The following is a 17,413-nucleotide window of genomic DNA, read 5'->3' as shown; positions in this document are numbered from 1 at the left end:
CGCCGAGCCGTACGGCGCCAGCCAGCGCGATGTGAAGTTTGCAGCGGCTTTGCAAGTTCAGTGGTGAGTGAAATTTTTCCTCGGATAGCCGGCCGGCCGAGATGCCGCACAACGGATCGCGGCGGACGAGAAGCGGGGTGGCTCGCGTTCGCGGCGGCTCAGGCGATTCGGGCCGCGGTGCGCAGTAGGGCGCTCCGGCCGCTGCCCGGGACGGTCCACACGTCGTGCCCGCGCACGCCCCAGTTCCCCAGCAGCCGGTTCGCCGCCACCACACCGCTGGTTGCGGCTCGTTCCATCAGCGCCACCGGCATATCGATGCGCACGTGGTCGCCGGCGACGACCAGGCCGGGCTCGGGCGTGCTGATCGCGGCTCGTTGCGCGAACCCGCCCGGCGGGAACAGCGGGCAGTCCGAACGCAGCTCGTGGCGCTCGTCGAGCACCTGCGCGCGCTCGGTCTCGGGATAGGCGCGGTGCAGCTCGGCGAGCACCCGCGGCCGCAGCTGTTCGACGGTCGACTCGCCCGGCAGCGCGTAGCAGTGCAGTTCGACGACCGAGCCGCCGCTGCTGCGGGCCCAATCCGCGGCGCCGCGCTCGTAGCGCTCCAGCACGCTGATGTTGTCCACCGGTCCGAAGCCGCTGGTGCCGAGGAAGGCGTGCCGGTCCCGGCGCACCGGCCGGTCCAGCCAGAACCGCGACACCAGGAACGGGGGAGCGGTCCGCCGTTGCGCGATGCTCTCGCGCCAGTCGGCGTTCCCGAGCCCGGTGGACCGCTGCACGATTCCTTGCAGCCCGCGAAGGTCCGCCGCGAGCACCACGGCGTCGGCCGGAATCCGCTCGCCACCGCCGAGGTGCACGACGTACTCGCGCGGCCCGTCGTGCGTTACCCCCTGCACGCTGCTGCCGAGGTGCACGCGCCCGCCGAGCCCCTCCACGTGTTCGCCCAGCGGGTTCCACAGGGCCGGGAAGGAGTCGGCGACGTCGAACAGCAAGCCCTCGCTGGAGCCGAGGAAGTACAGGTGGAACATGACCGCGAGCTCGGCGGCCGACAGCTCGGCGGGCGGTGCGAAGAAGCTGCGCGAGAACACCTCGAACGCCAAGTGCTGGGCCGCTTCGGGAAAACCGATGCGCTGCAAGTACGTCGCGGCGTCGAGTTCGTCGAGCCGCTCGTAGGTCTGCGGCACGCGCACGTCGGCCAGCGACAGCGCCGTCCGGATCGACATCCGCGGCACGTCGCGCCACCGGAACGTGGGGCTGCGGGCGACGAAGCCGAGCGCGTTCCACGGCGGGGTGCGCGGCAATCCGGCGAAGGTGTCGAGCCTGCCGTGCCGGTCCAGCAGCGGATACTCGGGCAGCTCGACCAGCCCGTCCAGCGCCGGATCGACGCGGCGCAGCAGGCCGCGGAGGTTGTAGTACTGCCGGAAGAAGGCGTGGAAGCCGCGGTTCATCGGCACCTGCGTGCCGTCGGCGAGCGTGGTCGTCCAGCCGGCGACGCGCCCGCCCAGCTGGTCCTCGCGTTCGAGCAGGTCCACTTCGACACCGCGCTCGGCCAGGCAGGTGGCGGCGGCGAGCCCGGCGATGCCACCGCCGGCCACGACCGCGCGCGGGCGCGGATCGCTCGCGCGGGCGGCGCCGGGCCGGGCCGGACGGCGCACGGCGAGCCGGTCACGCATCGGCGGACTCCGGGCGCACGCCGAGGAAGGTGTGGGTGATCGTGCGCTGCCAGCCGCTCATGGGCTCGACGCGCACCGCGGCGAAACCGGTCTTGCGCATTCTGTTCAGCAATCGCTCGGGGTGGTCGAATTCGAGCACGCTGCGCCACAGGTGCCGGTACAGCTCGGTCTCACCGGTGCTCAGCCGCGCCAGCGGCATGATCACAGCCCGGCACACGGCGTGCCAGAGCAGCCGGTCGGCGAGGCGCAGCGGCAGCGAGTAGTCGTGCACGGCCAGCGGTGCGCCCGGCCGCAACAGGTCGTGCAGCAGCCGCAGGCCCGCGCTCGGGTCCGGCAGGTTGCGCAGCAGGTAGGCGGCGAGGATGCCGTCGAACGGGCCGTGCACTCCGGCCTCGCTCAGCGACCGCACGTCGGCGTGCACGAACCGCACGGACTGCGGCCACGCCTTGCCGCGGGCCTCGGCGAGCATCCGCTGCGAGCCGTCCACCGCGACGATCGAGGCGTGCGGCGCGGCGTCCAGCAGCGCGCGGGTGGACGCCCCGGTGCCGCAACCGACGTCGAGCAGCCGCAGACCCCGCCCGCCGCCGCGCAGCGCCAGTCGCCGCGCGGACAGCGCGAGGTGGCGGTGGTAGCCGGGGTTCGCGGCGACCAGGCGGTCGTAGTCGCGGCCGCCCTGGTCGAACAGGGCCGGGATCGCCCTGTTCCGGTCCTGCGGGCTCATCCGGAACTCCCATGCAGCACGTGGCCGAGGTGGCGCCGCGCGCGGGCCGCCACGGCAGAACTCAGCGCGGGCAGCGCGACGCCGAGCCGCCTGCCGGTGGACACCGCGAGCCGGTCACCGAAGATCTCATACCCGGATTCGACGATCCGGTCCAGGATCTCGCCGTAGAGCGTGTGCGCCGTGGCCACGCACGGGCGGGAGATCGGGTCGAGCATGGCGATACCGGGCTCGGCGTCGCGGTAGATCGCGCGGGTCCGCGAGATCTGGTCGGCCAGCGCGCGCCGCACCGCGCGATCCGGCCTGCCGCGCCGCTGGCACCACAGCAGCCGGTCCCGGTCGACGCCGAACGCGGCGAGTTCGTCGGCGGGCAGGTAGACCCGGCCGCGGTCCAGGTCCTCGCCGATGTCGCGCAGGAAGTTGGTCAGCTGGAAGGCGAATCCGAGCGCGGCCGCGTGCGGCGCGGCCTGCTCCCGCGGGGTGACCGTGCCCAGCACCGGCAGCACCTGCAGCCCGATCACACCGGCCGAGCCGTGCACGTACTCGTCCAGCGCGGCGCGCGTCGGGTAGTCGCTGATCCGCAGATCCATCCGCATCGAGCGCAGGAAATCGGTGAACAGCGCGCGATCCAGCCGGTACCGGCCTGCGGTGTGGCCGAGCGCGGCCAGCACCGGGTGCTCGACGCGGTGCCCGGCCAGTGCGCTGCGCAGGTCGTGCTCCAACCTGCCGAGCTCGGCCGCGCGGCTGGTTCCCGCTGGGTCGTCGAGGACGTCCACGATGTCGTCGACCCAGCGCGCGAAGCCGTACAGCGCGTGCACCGCGGGTCTGCGCGCCGGTGGCAGCAGGCTGGTGGCGAGGAAGTAGGTGCGGCCGTGCTCGGCGTTCAACGCCCGGCACGCTGCGTGCGCAGCGCGCAACGCCGGGTCCTGGATACCCGCGGCGTCGAGTTCGCGCCGCGCCGCGGGCGAGGGATCCTCGCCGCGGTGCCGGAATCCGCCCGCAACGTCCACATAGGAGATCGAAGCACATGCGGGGCGGGCGGCGCTCGGCAACGCCGCCCGCCCGTGGGCCGGGACACGCCCGGAGCGCTCGGCCGGGCGTGCCGCGGCGACGGCTCACATCTGCGGCATCAGGACCTTGTCCACGACGAACACCGTGGCGTTGGCGGTGGGCACGTTGCCGCACAGCACCGACGCGCCGTTGACCTTCAAGTTCTCGCCGGAGCCTTCCACCTTCAGCTGCCCGCCCTGCGCGGTCGGCAGCGTCCCGGCCCCGGCGAGTCCTTCGGCGTCCATCCGCTGCGGCACCACGTGGTAGGTCAGCACATCGGTCAGCTGCTGCTTCTGCGCCGGATCGGTCAGCATCGCTTCCAGCTGATCCTGCGGGATCGCCTCGAACGCCGGGTCGGCCGGGGCGAACACGGTGTACTGCGCGTCCGGCTTGTTCAGCGTGTCCACCAGCCCGGCGGCCTGCACCGCGGCGGTGAGCTTGGTCAGCAGCGGGTTGTTGCTCGCCGCGGTGCCGACCGGGTCGTCGACCATGCCCTGCACCGAGCCCGGGTCGTTCGGGTCGGTGGGCACCTGGGAGCAGCCCGGTCCGAACACGTCCTCGGCGGTGGTAACGCCGTTCGCGGCCGGTTGCGCAGCGGGCTGACCGGCCGGGGGCTGCCCGGGCGCGGCCGATTCGGCGCTGTCCTGCGCGGGTTGTCCGCAGGCGGAGAGCGCGAGTGCGAGCACTGCGGCGGAACCGGTGAGCGCGGCGGCTTGACGACGAATCCTCATGGACGTGTCCTCCTGGGGATGGAGGGGTTCGCTGGGTGCGAATCCCCGGACTCATCAGGTGTTCGGTGCATCCGGGATTTCGGATTGGTCCCATGAAGACTTTTCTGCCGGATTTCTTCGGCCGCAGGTGTTCCGAGCCGGCCGGAATCCCGTCGGCGCATGGAAAAGCGGGCGGGACCGATCGGCCCGCCCGCTCGTTCCGACCGTGCTCACGCCCGCAGACCGGCGGTGCCGAACTCCTTCATGCCTTGGGAAAAGCCCACGGTGGCGCGGAAATCGAGCTCTTCGGCGGCCTTGGAAGGGTCGGCCACGATGTGCCGGACGTCGCCGAGCCGGTAGCGCCCGGTCAGCACCGGCTCCGGCCCGCCCGCGGCCTCGGCCAGCGCGCGAGCCATGTCCCCGATGGTGTGCGGCTGCCCGGAGCACACGTTGTACGCGGCGAAGCCGGGCTGATCGCGGTGCATCGCGGCGACGTTCGCCGCGGCGATGTCGTGCACGTGCACGAAATCGCGCCGCTGGCCGCCGTCTTCGAAGATCTGCGGAGCCTCCCCGCGCGCCAGCGCGGACCGGAACAGCGACGCGACCCCCGCATAGGGCGTGTTGCGCGGCATCCGCGGCCCGTAGACGTTGTGGTAGCGCAGGCTCACCGCAGTGCCGCCGGTGTTGCGGGCCCACACCGCGGCGAGGTGTTCCTGGGTGAGTTTCGTCGTCGCGTAGGTGTTGCGCGGATCGATCGGCGCATCCTCCGGAACCGTGCCGGGTTCCAGAAGTCCGCCGCAGTCCGGGCAGCGCGGCTCGAAGATCCCGGCTTCGAGGTCTTCGGCGGCGCGCGGTCCGGGCCGGACCAGGTCGTGGCTCGGACACCGGTAGCGGCCTTCGCCGTAGACCACCATCGAACCGGCCAGCACCAGCTTCCCGATGCCCTCATCGGCCATTGTGGACAGAAGTTGCGCGGTGCCGAGGTCGTTGTGCGCCACGTATCCCGGCATGTCGCCGATTCCGGTTTCCAGCCCGACCATCGCGGCCTGGTGGCAGACCACGTCGACGCCGTCCAGCGCGCGCCGCAGCACCTGCTCGTCGCGCACGTCCCCGACGTGCAGCTCGTGCTCGCCGAGGTAGTCCGGTGCCGCGCCCGATCCGTGCGCCGCGGGAAGCAGCGCGTCCAGCAGCCGGACCCGGTGCCCGCGTTCGGCGAGCAGGTCGGCGATGTGCGAGCCGATGAAGCCCGCGCCTCCGGTGACCAGGACGTGCAAGCTCATGACCTCCGTGCTCGTTGGGAAAACGCTTCAGTTGGCGGTGCAGAACACCGAATGCCACCCGGTGGCACCGTCCGGCAGCACCGATGCCCGTCGCGGGGTCTGCACCTGCCCGTTGCGGTCGGTGGCGCGGCATTCCACGGTATGCCCGCCGGGAGCCAGGTCCACGTCGGCGCGCCACATCCGCCAGGTCTGGTCGTTGACCTCTGTGGACAGTTGGGCCGGCTGCCACGGGCCGCCGTCGACGCGGACCTCGACCGCGTCGATGCCGATGGTCTGCGCCCAAGCGATTCCGGCGACCGCGTTGCGGCCGGCGGGCACCTTGGCGAAACCGCTCGGCCGGTCGATGCGGGACTGCAACTTGATCGGCCCGCGCTGCCCCCAGCCGCGCTCGATCCAGTAAGCCGGTTTGGCGAAGGTGGTCAGCTCCAGGTCGGTGAGCCACTTCGTGGCCGAGACGTAGCCGTACAAGCCCGGCGTGACCATGCGCACCGGGTAGCCGTGCTGCGCGGGCAGCGGTTCGCCGTTCATGCCGAACGCCAGCAGCGCGCCGCGTTCGGCCTCCAGCAGCGCGTCGGTCGGGGTGCCCGCGGTGAAGCCGTCGGCGCTGGTGCTGAACACCTGCTCGGCACCGGGCCGGACCCCGGCGGCCAGCAGCACGTCGCGGATCGGTACGCCGGTGAACTCGGCGGTGGAGATGTAGGGGCCGCCGACCTCGTTGGAAACGCAGGTCATCGTGATCGTGCGGGTCACCCGCGGGAACCGCGCCAGGTCGGCGAAACCGAGGTCGAGCTCGCGGTCCACCATGCCGTGCACCCGCAGCCGCCAGGAGTCCAGGTCGACGCTCGGCACGCTCAGCGCGGTGTCGACCCGGTAGAAGTCCCGGTTCGGCGTGATGAACGTCGGTGTTCCGTCGGCCCGGAAGTCCGCTCCGGCCGGTACGGGTTGCGCAGGTGGCGCGTTCAGCGCCCTGCCGACCGCCTGTTGCGCGGCCGGTGAACCGCCGCTGCGCCCGCCGGTGGTCAGCGAGCCGAGTCCGCCCGCGACACCCGCACCGGCGGCCACCGCGACCGACGACACCAGGAATCGCCGCCTGCCGGGTCCGCGCTCGCCGCCGGATTCCGTTTCGCGGTCGGATCCGGGCTCGTCGCCGGATCGCGCGCCGCCGGAGGCATCGCGCTCCGCGTCGGCGTCTGCCGCCGCACCGTGCAGCCAGCGGAACACCCACACGCCCGCCGCGGTCGCCACCACCGGTGCCAGCACGCCCAGCACCCCCACATCGGGCCGGGCGAGCACCGCGGCGATCCCGACGATGCCGAACGCTGCGACCAAGACCGAGCCCGGGCGCGGGCCGCGGCGCGACACCAGACCGGCGAGCACCGCGAACACCAGCAGCACGACACCCATCCCGGCCAGCAGCGCGGTCTTGTCCGACTCGCCGAACGCGCGGATGGCGAATTGCTTCACCGGCTCCGGAGTCAGGTCGATGGCGGTGTTGCCGACCGCCAGCAGCGGCGCGGAACGCGGCTCGACCAGCGCGGCCACGAGCTGTCCCGAGCCGATCGCGGCTGCGGCCGCGAGCACTCCGCACAGCGCGGCGACGGTTGCGGGCAGGGGACGGGGAAGTCGTTCCGGTCTCACATCTTCCATTCGTAGTCGCGGCCGCGATGGATTGCCCCCGATATTCGGATCCCGGACGCACCGGGCGAGGAGTCACGGCAGCTGCGCTTCCCGGAGCGCCTCGTCCAGGCTGTCCATCAGCACCACACCCAGCGTGTTCGCCATCGAACCGGTGCCCAGCTCCGAGCGCAGCTTCGCCGCCAGCAGGCGCACCCGGCGCGGATCCGGCCGGGGCGCGCGGGTTGCTTCCCACAGGCCGTTCGCGACGCGCTGCACCGCTTCGGCTTCGCCGTAGCGGGCGTGCACGGTTGGCAGCGCCAACAACGCGACCCGGGCGACTCGCGCGATGCCCTCCAGCGACTCCCGCGGCACGGTCGTGGGCTCGGCCGGGGAGCGCGGCGGCACGACCTCGGGCGGTTCGGCGACCGCGACCGGCGCGGCACCGTCCCAGGAGGCGACGTCGCCGCCGTGGTCGCTGACGCAGATCAACCCGGAACCGGTGAGCCCGGCCCGCAGCGGCAGCCCTTCGGCGCTTTCCCGCCCGGTGGCGACCAGCTCGCGGGTCTGCAGCAACCGCACCACCTCGACCAGTTCCGCGCGCTGCGGCGGGGGGATCACCGACCCGGCGTGCGCGCTCGCGAGGAAACCGGCGACCTCGGGGCGGAAGTCGTCCTCGTCGTAGAGGTAGTTCAGGAACGCGCGCGCGATCGTGTCCGTCCTCGGCAACGTCGCCTCCCCGGTCCGCCCGATGCGGTGTTGCGAGCCGGCGCGCCCGGCGTGCTGCGGCGCGTGGCCGGCTTCCCCAGATCCGTGCGGGCCGCTCCGCTGCCCCTCAGCTCGGCCCGCTGCGCAGCCTACGGGCCGCCGCGGTCAGATCGCAGAGTCTTTCGTCACTCACATGACCGTGCGGTACAGGTGATTTTTCCTGCTGATCGAAGCGATCAAGGAACTTTGTTTCGTCAGTTGATCGTCGAATTGCGGGCGGCCGGCGGGCGCAGCGTTCGGGTAAGTTCCGCACCGGGCCGCCACTCGGCGGCAGGCACAGCCCCGACGGGAAGGAACACCGTGGCCACCATCGCCACCAATACCCGGGTCGACCGCGCGGAACTGCTCGAATTCCTGCGTCCCAGGCACCGCGCCGTGCTGGTCACCGAGCGCACCGGCGGCAGGCCGCAGCTCTCGCCGGTGACCTGCGGAGTGGATCCGCAGGGCCGCATCGCGATCTCCACCTACCCGGAGCGGGCGAAGACCCGCAACGCCAAGCGCTCCGAGCAGGTTTCGGTGTGCGTGCTCTCCGACGAGTTCAACGGGGCCTGGGTGCAGGTCGACGGCCGCGCCGAGGTGATCGATCCGCCGGAGAGCGTGGAACCGCTGGTCGAGTACTTCCGCAGCATCTCCGGCGAACACCCCGACTGGGACGAATACCGGGAAGCGATGCGCAAGCAGGGCAAATCGCTGATCCGCGTCACCATCGACGACTGGGGCCCGATCGCCACCGGCGGCTTCCCGTCCCGCCTGGCCGAGGACTGAGCCGCCCGTCAGGCACCCGGCCCTTGCTGAGCGCTGAAGCCTGCGTCTCCGAACGGATCGGTTTGGTTCAGATTGCAACCAATCCGTATCCCGTGGCGCGCGTGGAAGCGGCACAGACCTTCACTGCTCCCGATACACCTACCGGAAATACTTTACCAAGACCATAACCAGCAAGACGATCAGTCCGACAACGGCGAGCGCGACACCCCCCAGTAGAACGACCTCCATAGGGTTCAAACCAAAACTCATAGCAATCTCTCCAGTATGAAACATTTGAATATCATACGATCACTTCGCCAAAAAGCGCCACAGGTGCCCAGCGGTCAGCAGATTTTATCAAGTACACGCAGTGTATATATTCGCGGGACAGGCTTCAAATGATTTCATCACTGCAGACGACTGCGCCACCCGATGGTTCACCAGGATCGATGCTCTGGCGAGGCGAGACTCCAAAACGAGTTCGCCTCGCCAGAGTCTTACTCAAAGCTCAAACCTGACCCCGATACATGTCAACGACACTGCGGAAGGCAGTGTGGGTCGCACGCAAATCCCGTGATTCCACAGGAGCACATATAATCACCAACACCGCACGCGCAATCACAAGTAGGACTCAACCAGCCACAGCAACCGAGGCAGGAGCAGTTCGAGCACTTAGTATTCGCATCATCGCGCGCACCTTGACATGCAGAACTTTTGCTCGCCCCGTAGCTCGACCCGCGACTATTAAGCGAGGGGCGACACTGGCAATTTACCTTATCAGATACCTCCTGCTTGCTCGGCGGTGATTTGATGGCGCATCCAGCATTGCCAAATCCGCTTGCACCGACGCAGCCAAAGTTAGATCATCACGGTTCCGCTGTACGATCTCAGTGGATTCAGATGCAATCCCGTCGTCAGAAACAACTCCATCAGCTGTGAAAATGAAGTGGGTGCTGCGCCCAGAATAATCTTCGATGTCAAACGCGCGCTCAGCCTTGTCCATGGCAACCTTTAAGACGGTGCTGCCGTTTCGAACCAGCTCAAACGAGTCGCGCGCAGCAGATACCTCACTGATAATCTTTCCCGACCTGTCAGGAGTCGAGTGAGTAAACTGGACACTCTTAATGTTCCCGGTCGTGTGAGAGCCGCCCCCAGCCTCATCTACCGACTGGAGGTCGCTAATAGCCCTGACGCCCTCCCGACGAGCATGTTGCGGCAAGTCTTCGATCGACTTGACCGCGATGGTTTCCCTGGCAGCTGCAGGCCTCGTACCCGATAAGGACAAGCCAGTAGCGCCAGCTAAGGTTCCACCCACTTTCTTGAGGAACTTCTTTGACGCAGAGTCCGAGTCAGATATCTGTACAATTTGAGTCCGCGCCATCAAACGCGCGATTTGATATGAGCTACGCGGTCCGAGAACGTAGAGGAGTCGAATGCGCATCAACAGCCCAGTGAAGGCTCTAGGTTGACCATCTTCTACCTCTAGCACCGTAGGTTCCCACGGCCAATTCGGCGTTGCCTTATCGAGCAGCTGTTGAATCTTTGAATCATACAGGCTTTGTGCAACCAGTCGACCGCCACTATGGTTCTCTACATCGCGAGCAAGCCCACTGCATACGGAACAGGTTGAATCAAAAAGCAGGTAGCGTTGAACCACGAGAGCCTTTCTTCTCCGCGGGTGCAAAAACTGAAAGCGCCACTAGAACCCTACTTCCGGGAAGATCGAGCCCGCCGGGTCAGTCGCACCCTTACGCTGATCTGTGCTTTTCCGCGCGGATCATAGGGAGTCTTACCCTTCGAACATCGGAAAACTCTCAAAGTTGGCCCGGAAGCACCAAATTCGCGCATCGTTACTAAGCCAAATAGAGCAGTATTTATGCTCTCAACGGCGCCGATGCGGAGCGACCAAAGCCGAGAACGCGCGTGGCTTCAGAGTGATCGGCAGCTCGGCCAACTCCTTCTTCTCGGCGCTGCTCAGCCGGGCTGGTTCTCGTGCTCATCTGCGTCGGCCCGGGCCATCCAGTTCCGCAGGCAGGACTCGCTGATCCGCAGGCTCTGGGCCACCTCGGCGACCGGTTTCTCGCAGGCGGGCCAACTCGACAGCACGCTGCCGCAACTCTGGCGGATGAGGTGCAGGCATGAGGGCGGGGCCCGGGCTCAGGGGCCATGCTCAGGCGTCACCAACCTCATGACCTCATGCACGAGCTGGTCGCCCGGGCGGTCGTTGGCTGGCCCACGACAGCGGAAAAAGGACGACGCCCAGGGCTTGCTGGGGGTTCAAGCCCTGGGCGTCCTTCGCCGCACGAGGGGGAGGTGCGGCGGCATGCTCAGAATAACCAACGAGATCCGCTGCGTCACCGTCCGGTCCGGTGAGCGGTCAAGTCCTTTTTTGCATGACTGCGCCCCGTGCCGGACCGGCACGGGGCGCAGTGCGCAGTGGGATGCGCAGCGGGATCAGGACGTTCCGGCGCCCGCCTCCAGCGCCGGGCGGACCGCGAAGGTCAACTGGTCACCGGAGGTGTCCACCTCGACCCGCTGGCCCTCGGCCAGCTGGCCCTCCAGCAGCAGCTCGGAGATCGAGTCGTCGACCTCGCGCTGGATGGTGCGCCGCAGCGGCCGGGCACCGTAGTCCGGCTGGTGGCCGTGCTCGGTGATCCAGTCCACCGCCGCGTTGCTGAAGTCCACCTCGATGTCCTGGGTGTGCAGGCGTTCCCTGGTGTCCTCCAGCAGCAGCTCGGTGATCCGGTGCAGCTGGTCGCTCTCCAGGCGGCGGAACACCACGACCTCGTCGATCCGGTTGAGGAACTCCGGCCGGAAGGAGTCCCGCAGCCGGCTCATCAGCCGTTCGCGGGCGGGTTCCTCGGCCTGCTCCTCGCCCCGGCTGGAGAAGCCGAGCACGCCGGAGCGGTTCGAGATGATGTCCGAGCCCAGGTTGCTCGTCATGATCATCACCGTGTTGGTGAAGTCCACCGTGCGGCCCTGGCCGTCGGTCAGCCGCCCGTCCTCCAGCACTTGCAGCAGCGTGTTGAACACGTCGGCGTGCGCCTTCTCGATCTCGTCGAGCAGCACCACCGAGTAAGGCCGCCGCCGCACCGTCTCGGTCAGCTGCCCGGCCTCGCCGTAGCCGACGTAGCCGGGCGGGGCGCCGACCATCCGGCTGGCGGTGTGCGCCTCCTGGAACTCGCTCATGTCCAGCCGGACCATCCGGTCCTGGTCGCCGAACAGCGATTCCGCCAGCGCCCGCGCCAGCTCGGTCTTGCCGACGCCGGTCGGGCCGAGGAACAGGAACGTGCCGACCGGGCGATTCGGGTCGCCCATGCCGGTGCGGGAGCGCCGCACCGCGCGGGCGATGGCGTGCACCGCCTCGTCCTGGCCGACCACCCGCTGGTGCAGCTGGTCCTCCAGCTTCATCAGGCGGGACTTCTCCTCCTCGGTGAGCTGGGTCGCCGGGATGCCGGTCGCCCGCGAGACCACCTCGGCGATGTCGTCGCGGCCGACCACCGGGATGCCGTTGGGCCCGCCTTCGCGTTGCTCGGCGATCTGGCGCTGCACCTCGGCGATCTCGTCGCGCAGCGACGAAGCGCGCTCGTAGTCCTCGTCCGAGACGGCCTGGGCCTTGTCCCGGTTCAGCGCGTCCGCGCGGCTCTCCAGCTCCCGCAGGTCGGTGCCCGGGGTGCCGGTGCGCAGCCGCTTGCGCGCGCCCGCCTGGTCGATCAGGTCGATCGCCTTGTCCGGCAGGTAGCGGTCGGTGATGTAGCGGTCCGCCAGTTGCGCGGCCGCGTTGATCGCGTCATCGCTGAAGCGGACCTGGTGGTGCGCCTCGTAGCGGTCCCGCAGGCCGCACAGGATGCGCTCGGTGTCGGCCACGCTGGGCTCGTCCACGGTGATCGGCTGGAAGCGGCGTTCCAGCGCCGCGTCCTTCTCGATGTTCTTGCGGTATTCGTCCAGTGTGGTCGCGCCGACCACGTGCAGCTCGCCGCGGGCCAGCTTCGGCTTGAGCATGTTGCCCGCGTCGACCGCGCCTTCCGAGCCGCCCGCGCCGACCACGGTGTGCAGCTCGTCGATGAAGATGATCAGCTCTTCGCGGTGCTTGCTGATCTCCTCGAGCAGCTTGTTCATCCGCTCCTCGAAGTCACCGCGGTAGCGGGTGCCCGCGACGACGCCGGACAGGTCCAGCTGCACCACGCGCTTGTCCTTGAGCGCGTCCGGCACCGTGCCGTCGATGATGCGCTGTCCGAGGCCTTCGACCACCGAGGTCTTGCCGACCCCGGCCTCGCCGATGAGCACCGGATTGTTCTTGGTGCGCCGGGACAGCACCTCGACGGTCTGCTCGATCTCGTCGTCGCGCCCGATCACCGGGTCCAGCCCGCCGTCGCGGGCGCGGGCGGTGAGGTCCTGGCCGTACTGGTCCAGCGTGGGCGTCTTGGCCGCCTCGCCGGACTCCGCGGTCCGGGTGCCGCCTCCGCCGGTGGTGCCCGCCGGTCCGGCCTGCAACGACTCCAGCGTCACGTGGAAGGCCGACAGCAGACGCCCGGCGTGCGAGTCGGGATTGGCCGCCAGCGCCAGCAGCAGGTGGTCCGGGCCGATGTAGGACGAGCCGACGGCGCGGGCGATCTGGTGCGAATCCAGCAGGGCCCGCTTCGCCGCCGGGGTCAGCGCGGGCGGCTGCTCGGTGGCGGTGCCCTCCGGCAGCTCCTGCTCGATGCGTTGGGCCAGCGTGGCCGGGTCCGTCCCGGCGCGCTCGAGCATGCCGCGCGCGGTCTCGGAGCGGGTCGCCGCCCACAGCAGGTGGTGCGAGTCCAGATCGCGCCCGCCGTGCTCGGCGGTCAGCCGGGCCGCCTCGGCGACCATCTCCTGCGCGTGCCTGCTCATCAGGCGCGTGATGTCGACCCGCTGCGGCTGCTGCGGCTGCTGTGGACCTTCCCCGCCCCCGCCCATGAAGCGGGCCAGGAAATCGTCGAACGGGCTGGAACCGAAACCGCCACCGGGTCCGAAGAAGCCGGTCATGTCCACCTCTCTCGTTCGCGCACTCCTCGTAGTCCGTGTTTCCCGCGGGTGTCATCCGTCCAAACACGCCCCCCGCGGCCGGAAATTCCTGATCGCTGTGGTCGTGCGCACACCGCTCACAACGGGTGCGGGTTCTCGTGCAGGTCGGCCAGCAGGTCGCCGTCGCGGTCCAGGCGGTGCAGCACCTGATCGCTGGTGAACCTGAGATCCTCCGGTTCGCGGCACGCCCGCACCTCGTCCCAGGTGACCGGAGTGGACACCGTCGGCTGCGAACGGGCGCGCAGCGAGTACGGCGCCACCGTGGTCTTGGCCGGGTTGTTCTGGCTCCAATCCAGGAAAACCTTGCCTGCGCGCGCCGAGCGATTCATCTTCGCGAGCAGTTCGCCCGGGTGCTCGGCTTCCAGGCGCAAGGCGATTTCCTTGGCGTAGGCCGAAGTCCGCTCCGCGCGGGTGGTGCGCACCGGGCAGTACAGCTGCAATCCCTTGGAGCCGCTGGTCTTCGGATAGGCGCGCAGGCCCTCGGCGGTCAGGATCTCCCGCAGCAGCTCCGCGGCCCGGCAGCATTCGACGATCGTGGCGGGATCGCCCGGGTCGAGGTCGAACACCAGCAGATCCGGGCAGTTCCGGGAATCCTCCGGCCCGACCGTCCACTGTGGTACGTGCAGTTCCAGCGCTGCCAGGTTCGCCGTCCACACCAGCGTGGGCAGCTCGCCGATCAGGACGTGGTGGTTCACCGCGCGGCCGCGGCCTTGCGCGCCGCTGACCAGCCGGGCGGTCGGCACCCAGTCCGGGGCGTGCCGGGAGACGTCCTTCTCGTAGAAGGATCCGCCGTCCACCCCGTTCGGGAACCGGATCAGCGTGGCGGCCCGGTCCCGCAGGTGCGGAAGCATCGCCGGGCCCGCCTGCCGGTAGTAGTCGATCACGTCGCGCTTGCGGAAATCCGCGGCCGGGTACAGCACTTTGTCCAGGTTGGACAGTTCCAGTCGTTGGTCCTGCACCTGCACGGTCACCCGCTGCGCGGTCATGGCGTCCGCCCGGGCATCAGGAGGCGCGGCGCGGCGCGTTCTCCGCGTCGCGCACCGCGGACTCCAGGTCGGCGCGGTTCATCTTCGAGCGCCCGCGCACGCCGAGTTCCTTCGCGCGGCTGTCCAGTTCGCCCTTGCTGAGCTCGCCGAGCTCGTCCCGCTCCGCCCGCTTGCCGCGCCCCCGGCTGCGCTTTTTGCGCGTCTGATCGACGCTGCGCCCTTTGTGCGTCTGATCGACGCTGCGCCCTTGGCGCGCCTCATCGACGCTGCGCCGCAGCGCCTCGGTGAGGTCGGTGACGTTGGTCGCCTGCGGCGGCGCCTCGCCGGGCTCGGGTTCGATGCCGCGGGCCTTCTCCTCGACCAGCTCCTCCACCCGGGCGGTGTAGGTGTCCTCGTAGTCCTCCGGCTGCCAGTCGCCGGTCATCGACTCGATCACCGACTCGGCCATCTGCAGTTCCTTGTCCGAAGGCGCGGACTCGATCTCGCCGACTATGTCGCCGGGATCGCGGATCTCGTCGGCGAAGTACAGCGTGTTCAACGCCAGCGCGGTCTCGTCGGCGCGGACCGCGCTGAGGTACTCCTTGCCGCGCAGCACGAACGTGGCGATCCCGACCTGGTTGGTCTGCTCCATCGCGCGGCGCAGCAGGTCGTAGGGCCGCTGGTTCTCCTTGGCGTTCGGCGCGAGCCAATAGGTCCGCTGGAAGTACACCGGGTCGATCTCGTCGAGGTCGACGAACGAGGTGATGTCGATCGTGCGGGAGCGGCCGGGGGCGATCTCGTCGAGCTCCTTCGGCTCCACCGTCACCAGCTTCCCGTCCACCTCGCGGCCCTTGACGATGTCGCCGTAGTCGACCTCCTCGCCGGTGCGCTCGTTGACACGCTTGTAGCGCACCCGGTCCGAGGTGCCGCGTTCGTACTGGTGGAACGAGATGCCGTGGTCCTCGGTGGCGGCGTAGAGGCCGACCGGGATGGTCACCAGCCCGAAGTTGATCGAGCCGGTCCAGATCTTGCGCGCCATGACCTGCCTCCTTCACCGCCGGCCCAACACGACCAGGCGCCGCCGCCCCGCAGATCGCACGACACCGGGGCGGGACGACGGCACCCCAGGTTTCCCCGCGGAACGGGTAATCACACACCACGTCGGTGACACCGGAGCGGGAGCGTCCGGCATGCCGGACGCCTTCGCGGTCTATCGCGGTCTGGGTCAGGAGGTCTCGGATGTGGTGCTGAGGTGGGTGAGCCGGAGTTCGTGGATCAGCCGAGTAGTCGCCGGCGGGATGGCACGGAGCTCGATGACGCGTTCGTGTTCGCGGGCCAGGCGGTCGAGTTCGAGCAGCTGGTCGGGCGCGAGGTCGGCGGCGGTGCCCAGGGTGTGGATGAACAGCTCGGCGCACCGATGATCGATGTCCCCGGACAGGGCGAGGCTGCCGTCGGGTTGGGCGTAGAGCCGGAAGGAACCGTCCGTATTGGACAGTGGATGCAGGCAGGCCAGCTCGGCCACCGCGGCATGGCCGAGTTCGGTGCGGTTGTAGCCGCACAGGGCGGTGACCGGCAGGCTGGCCATGACCTGATCAATGAGGTGCTCGAACTGCACGAAGGCCGCGCGTTGATGAGGGGTGGCGGCCATGGCGGTGGCGTCGACGACGGCGCGGAAACCGGTGTAGCCGTCCGCGAGGGCCTGTTTGGTGGCCCCGACGCGCGCGGTCACCGCTGCGTGCGGGTCCACGGTCGTGCTGCCGGGTTGCAGGGCGTAGAACTCGTCGACGGGGGTCACGACGAGAGCGCCGTCGTCGAGCAACCGAGCGAGGCGATCGGTCTCGGCGAGTTCGGCCTGCAGCGCCTCCCGGCTGCCGGTGCCGACGTATTCGAGCCATTGCCCGGCGGCCGCCCCGTCGGAAAGGTATTCCACCGCGCGGGTGCGGAACTCGGACCGGCCGGTGTAGGCCCAGCACAGGTGCCCGTAAGGGACGTGGCCCGACGCCGTGGGGACCGTGCCGTGAGTGCGCATCAGTGCCATATTAATGGGTCGCCGGCCTCGGTGAATGCGTTGCGCCTGCCGGAGGCTGTCAGCATGGGACCATGACAGGCAATCGCGTCGGCCCCGTTTATGCGCGACTGGCCGACGCAGCGCGTCGCGGCCACGAGCCGCTGTCGAACGGGGTGCTGTGCCGGATGGCCTGCCCGGACTTGGACGTGGACGGGGCCAGCGTGACGGTGATGGCGCACGCACGACCCGACGACCGGGCGGCATCTCCTGGAGTGCTGCAGGAACCGGTGGCGACCAGCGACCGAACCAGCACGCGACTGGAGGAATTGCACCTCACGGTCGGCGAAGGGCCCAGTACCGAGGCGTTCGCCTCCGCGTGCCCAGTTCTGGTGCCGGATCTGGCCGATGCCACGGGTCGCTGGCCGGGGTTCGTGCCGGCCGCGCTGGCACAGAACGTGGGCTCGGTCTTCGCGTTTCCGTTGCAGACCGCCTCAATGCTGGCGGGAGTGCTGACCGTGCACCGGTTCCGCTCGCAGAGTTTGACCCCGCAGGCGCTGACTGAGGCGCACGCCTTCGCCGAGGTGGCCGTCGAGTTGCTGCACAGCGACCCGGCCGAACCGCTGACCTCGGAAACCCGCCCGCCTGCGGGCCCGGCCGCGGAGCGCGACCAGGTGCACCAAGCCGTCGGCATGCTGGCGGTGCGACTGGGGGTGGGCCTGCAAGAGGCGTCCCTGCGGTTGCGGGCCCACGCGCTGACTCACGAGTTGTCGCTGTCCGAGCTGGCCCGGCAAGTTCTGACCGGTCAAGCGACTGTTCCTGCCGACTCCGGGGGCTCGTGAG

The 17,413-nt window shown here is 69.4% G+C and carries 15 protein-coding genes; 2 read left to right on the top strand and 13 right to left on the bottom strand.

The window, feature by feature from the left end; translation table 11 throughout:
* Positions 1-158 precede the first annotated feature (158 nt).
* The 7 genes from INP57_RS13870 to INP57_RS13840 form a co-directional block, all read right to left on the bottom strand.
* A complete protein-coding gene (locus INP57_RS13870) occupies positions 159-1,670 on the bottom strand; it encodes an FAD-dependent oxidoreductase (protein WP_200070604.1) in 1,512 nt (503 codons plus the stop codon).
* Positions 1,663-2,391, bottom strand: coding sequence for a class I SAM-dependent methyltransferase (locus tag INP57_RS13865; RefSeq protein ID WP_200070603.1), 729 nt, complete (start codon positions 2,389-2,391; stop codon positions 1,663-1,665). The genes INP57_RS13870 and INP57_RS13865 overlap by 8 nt, the downstream gene beginning before the upstream one ends.
* The gene (locus INP57_RS13860; RefSeq protein WP_200070602.1) at positions 2,388-3,398 is read right to left on the bottom strand and encodes a phytoene/squalene synthase family protein; all 1,011 of its coding nucleotides are present in this window, start codon (positions 3,396-3,398) and stop codon (positions 2,388-2,390) included. Before INP57_RS13860 ends, INP57_RS13865 begins: the two co-directional genes overlap by 4 nt.
* 105 nt (positions 3,399-3,503) lie before the next feature.
* Positions 3,504-4,169, bottom strand: coding sequence for a fasciclin domain-containing protein (locus INP57_RS13855; protein ID WP_200070601.1), 666 nt, complete (start codon positions 4,167-4,169; stop codon positions 3,504-3,506).
* Between the two features lie 209 nt (positions 4,170-4,378).
* Positions 4,379-5,422: an NAD-dependent epimerase/dehydratase family protein gene (locus INP57_RS13850; RefSeq protein WP_200070797.1), complete on the bottom strand. Its 1,044-nt coding sequence runs from the start codon at positions 5,420-5,422 to the stop codon at positions 4,379-4,381.
* Positions 5,423-5,455: 33 nt separating this feature from the next.
* Entirely contained in the window at positions 5,456-7,075 is a 1,620-nt protein-coding gene (locus tag INP57_RS13845) for a molybdopterin-dependent oxidoreductase (RefSeq protein ID WP_200070600.1), read from the bottom strand.
* A gap of 63 nt (positions 7,076-7,138) precedes the next feature.
* On the bottom strand, positions 7,139-7,771 hold the full coding sequence (locus tag INP57_RS13840) for a hypothetical protein (protein ID WP_200070599.1): 633 nt from the start codon (positions 7,769-7,771) through the stop codon (positions 7,139-7,141).
* Positions 7,772-8,110: 339 nt separating this feature from the next.
* On the opposite strand from INP57_RS13840, the gene INP57_RS13835 reads away from it, so the two are divergent.
* Positions 8,111-8,575, top strand: a complete 465-nt coding sequence (locus INP57_RS13835; protein WP_200070598.1) for a PPOX class F420-dependent oxidoreductase — start codon at positions 8,111-8,113, stop codon at positions 8,573-8,575.
* 748 nt (positions 8,576-9,323) lie between these two features.
* Here INP57_RS13835 and INP57_RS13830 read toward each other — a convergent pair.
* The 6 genes from INP57_RS13830 to INP57_RS13810 form a co-directional block, all read right to left on the bottom strand.
* Positions 9,324-10,211, bottom strand: a complete 888-nt coding sequence (locus INP57_RS13830; RefSeq protein ID WP_200070597.1) for a hypothetical protein — start codon at positions 10,209-10,211, stop codon at positions 9,324-9,326.
* 317 nt (positions 10,212-10,528) lie between these two features.
* Positions 10,529-10,660, bottom strand: a complete 132-nt coding sequence (locus INP57_RS30025) for a hypothetical protein (RefSeq protein WP_255520854.1) — start codon at positions 10,658-10,660, stop codon at positions 10,529-10,531.
* A gap of 348 nt (positions 10,661-11,008) precedes the next feature.
* Positions 11,009-13,561 (bottom strand): ATP-dependent Clp protease ATP-binding subunit, encoded by a 2,553-nt coding sequence (locus INP57_RS13825; RefSeq protein WP_200070596.1) that lies wholly within the window; start codon positions 13,559-13,561, stop codon positions 11,009-11,011.
* A gap of 116 nt (positions 13,562-13,677) precedes the next feature.
* Positions 13,678-14,586, bottom strand: a complete 909-nt coding sequence (ligD, locus tag INP57_RS13820) for a non-homologous end-joining DNA ligase (RefSeq protein WP_200070595.1) — start codon at positions 14,584-14,586, stop codon at positions 13,678-13,680.
* 16 nt (positions 14,587-14,602) lie between these two features.
* A complete protein-coding gene (gene ku / locus INP57_RS13815) occupies positions 14,603-15,604 on the bottom strand; it encodes a non-homologous end joining protein Ku (RefSeq protein WP_200070594.1) in 1,002 nt (333 codons plus the stop codon).
* A 186-nt stretch (positions 15,605-15,790) separates the two neighbouring features.
* Complete coding sequence (locus INP57_RS13810) at positions 15,791-16,594, bottom strand: MEDS domain-containing protein (RefSeq protein ID WP_200070593.1); 804 nt, start codon at positions 16,592-16,594, stop codon at positions 15,791-15,793.
* 71 nt (positions 16,595-16,665) lie between these two features.
* Here INP57_RS13810 and INP57_RS13805 point away from each other — a divergent pair, with 71 nt between their 5' ends.
* Positions 16,666-17,412, top strand: a complete 747-nt coding sequence (locus tag INP57_RS13805) for a GAF and ANTAR domain-containing protein (RefSeq protein WP_200070592.1) — start codon at positions 16,666-16,668, stop codon at positions 17,410-17,412.
* Position 17,413 lies beyond the last annotated feature (1 nt).

Origin of the sequence: Saccharopolyspora galaxeae (assembly GCF_016526145.1) — a bacterium.
Lineage (GTDB): Bacteria > Actinomycetota > Actinomycetes > Mycobacteriales > Pseudonocardiaceae > Saccharopolyspora_C > Saccharopolyspora_C galaxeae.
Note: the sequence above shows the minus strand (reverse complement) of the source record. Positions and strands in the feature narration are given on the sequence as shown.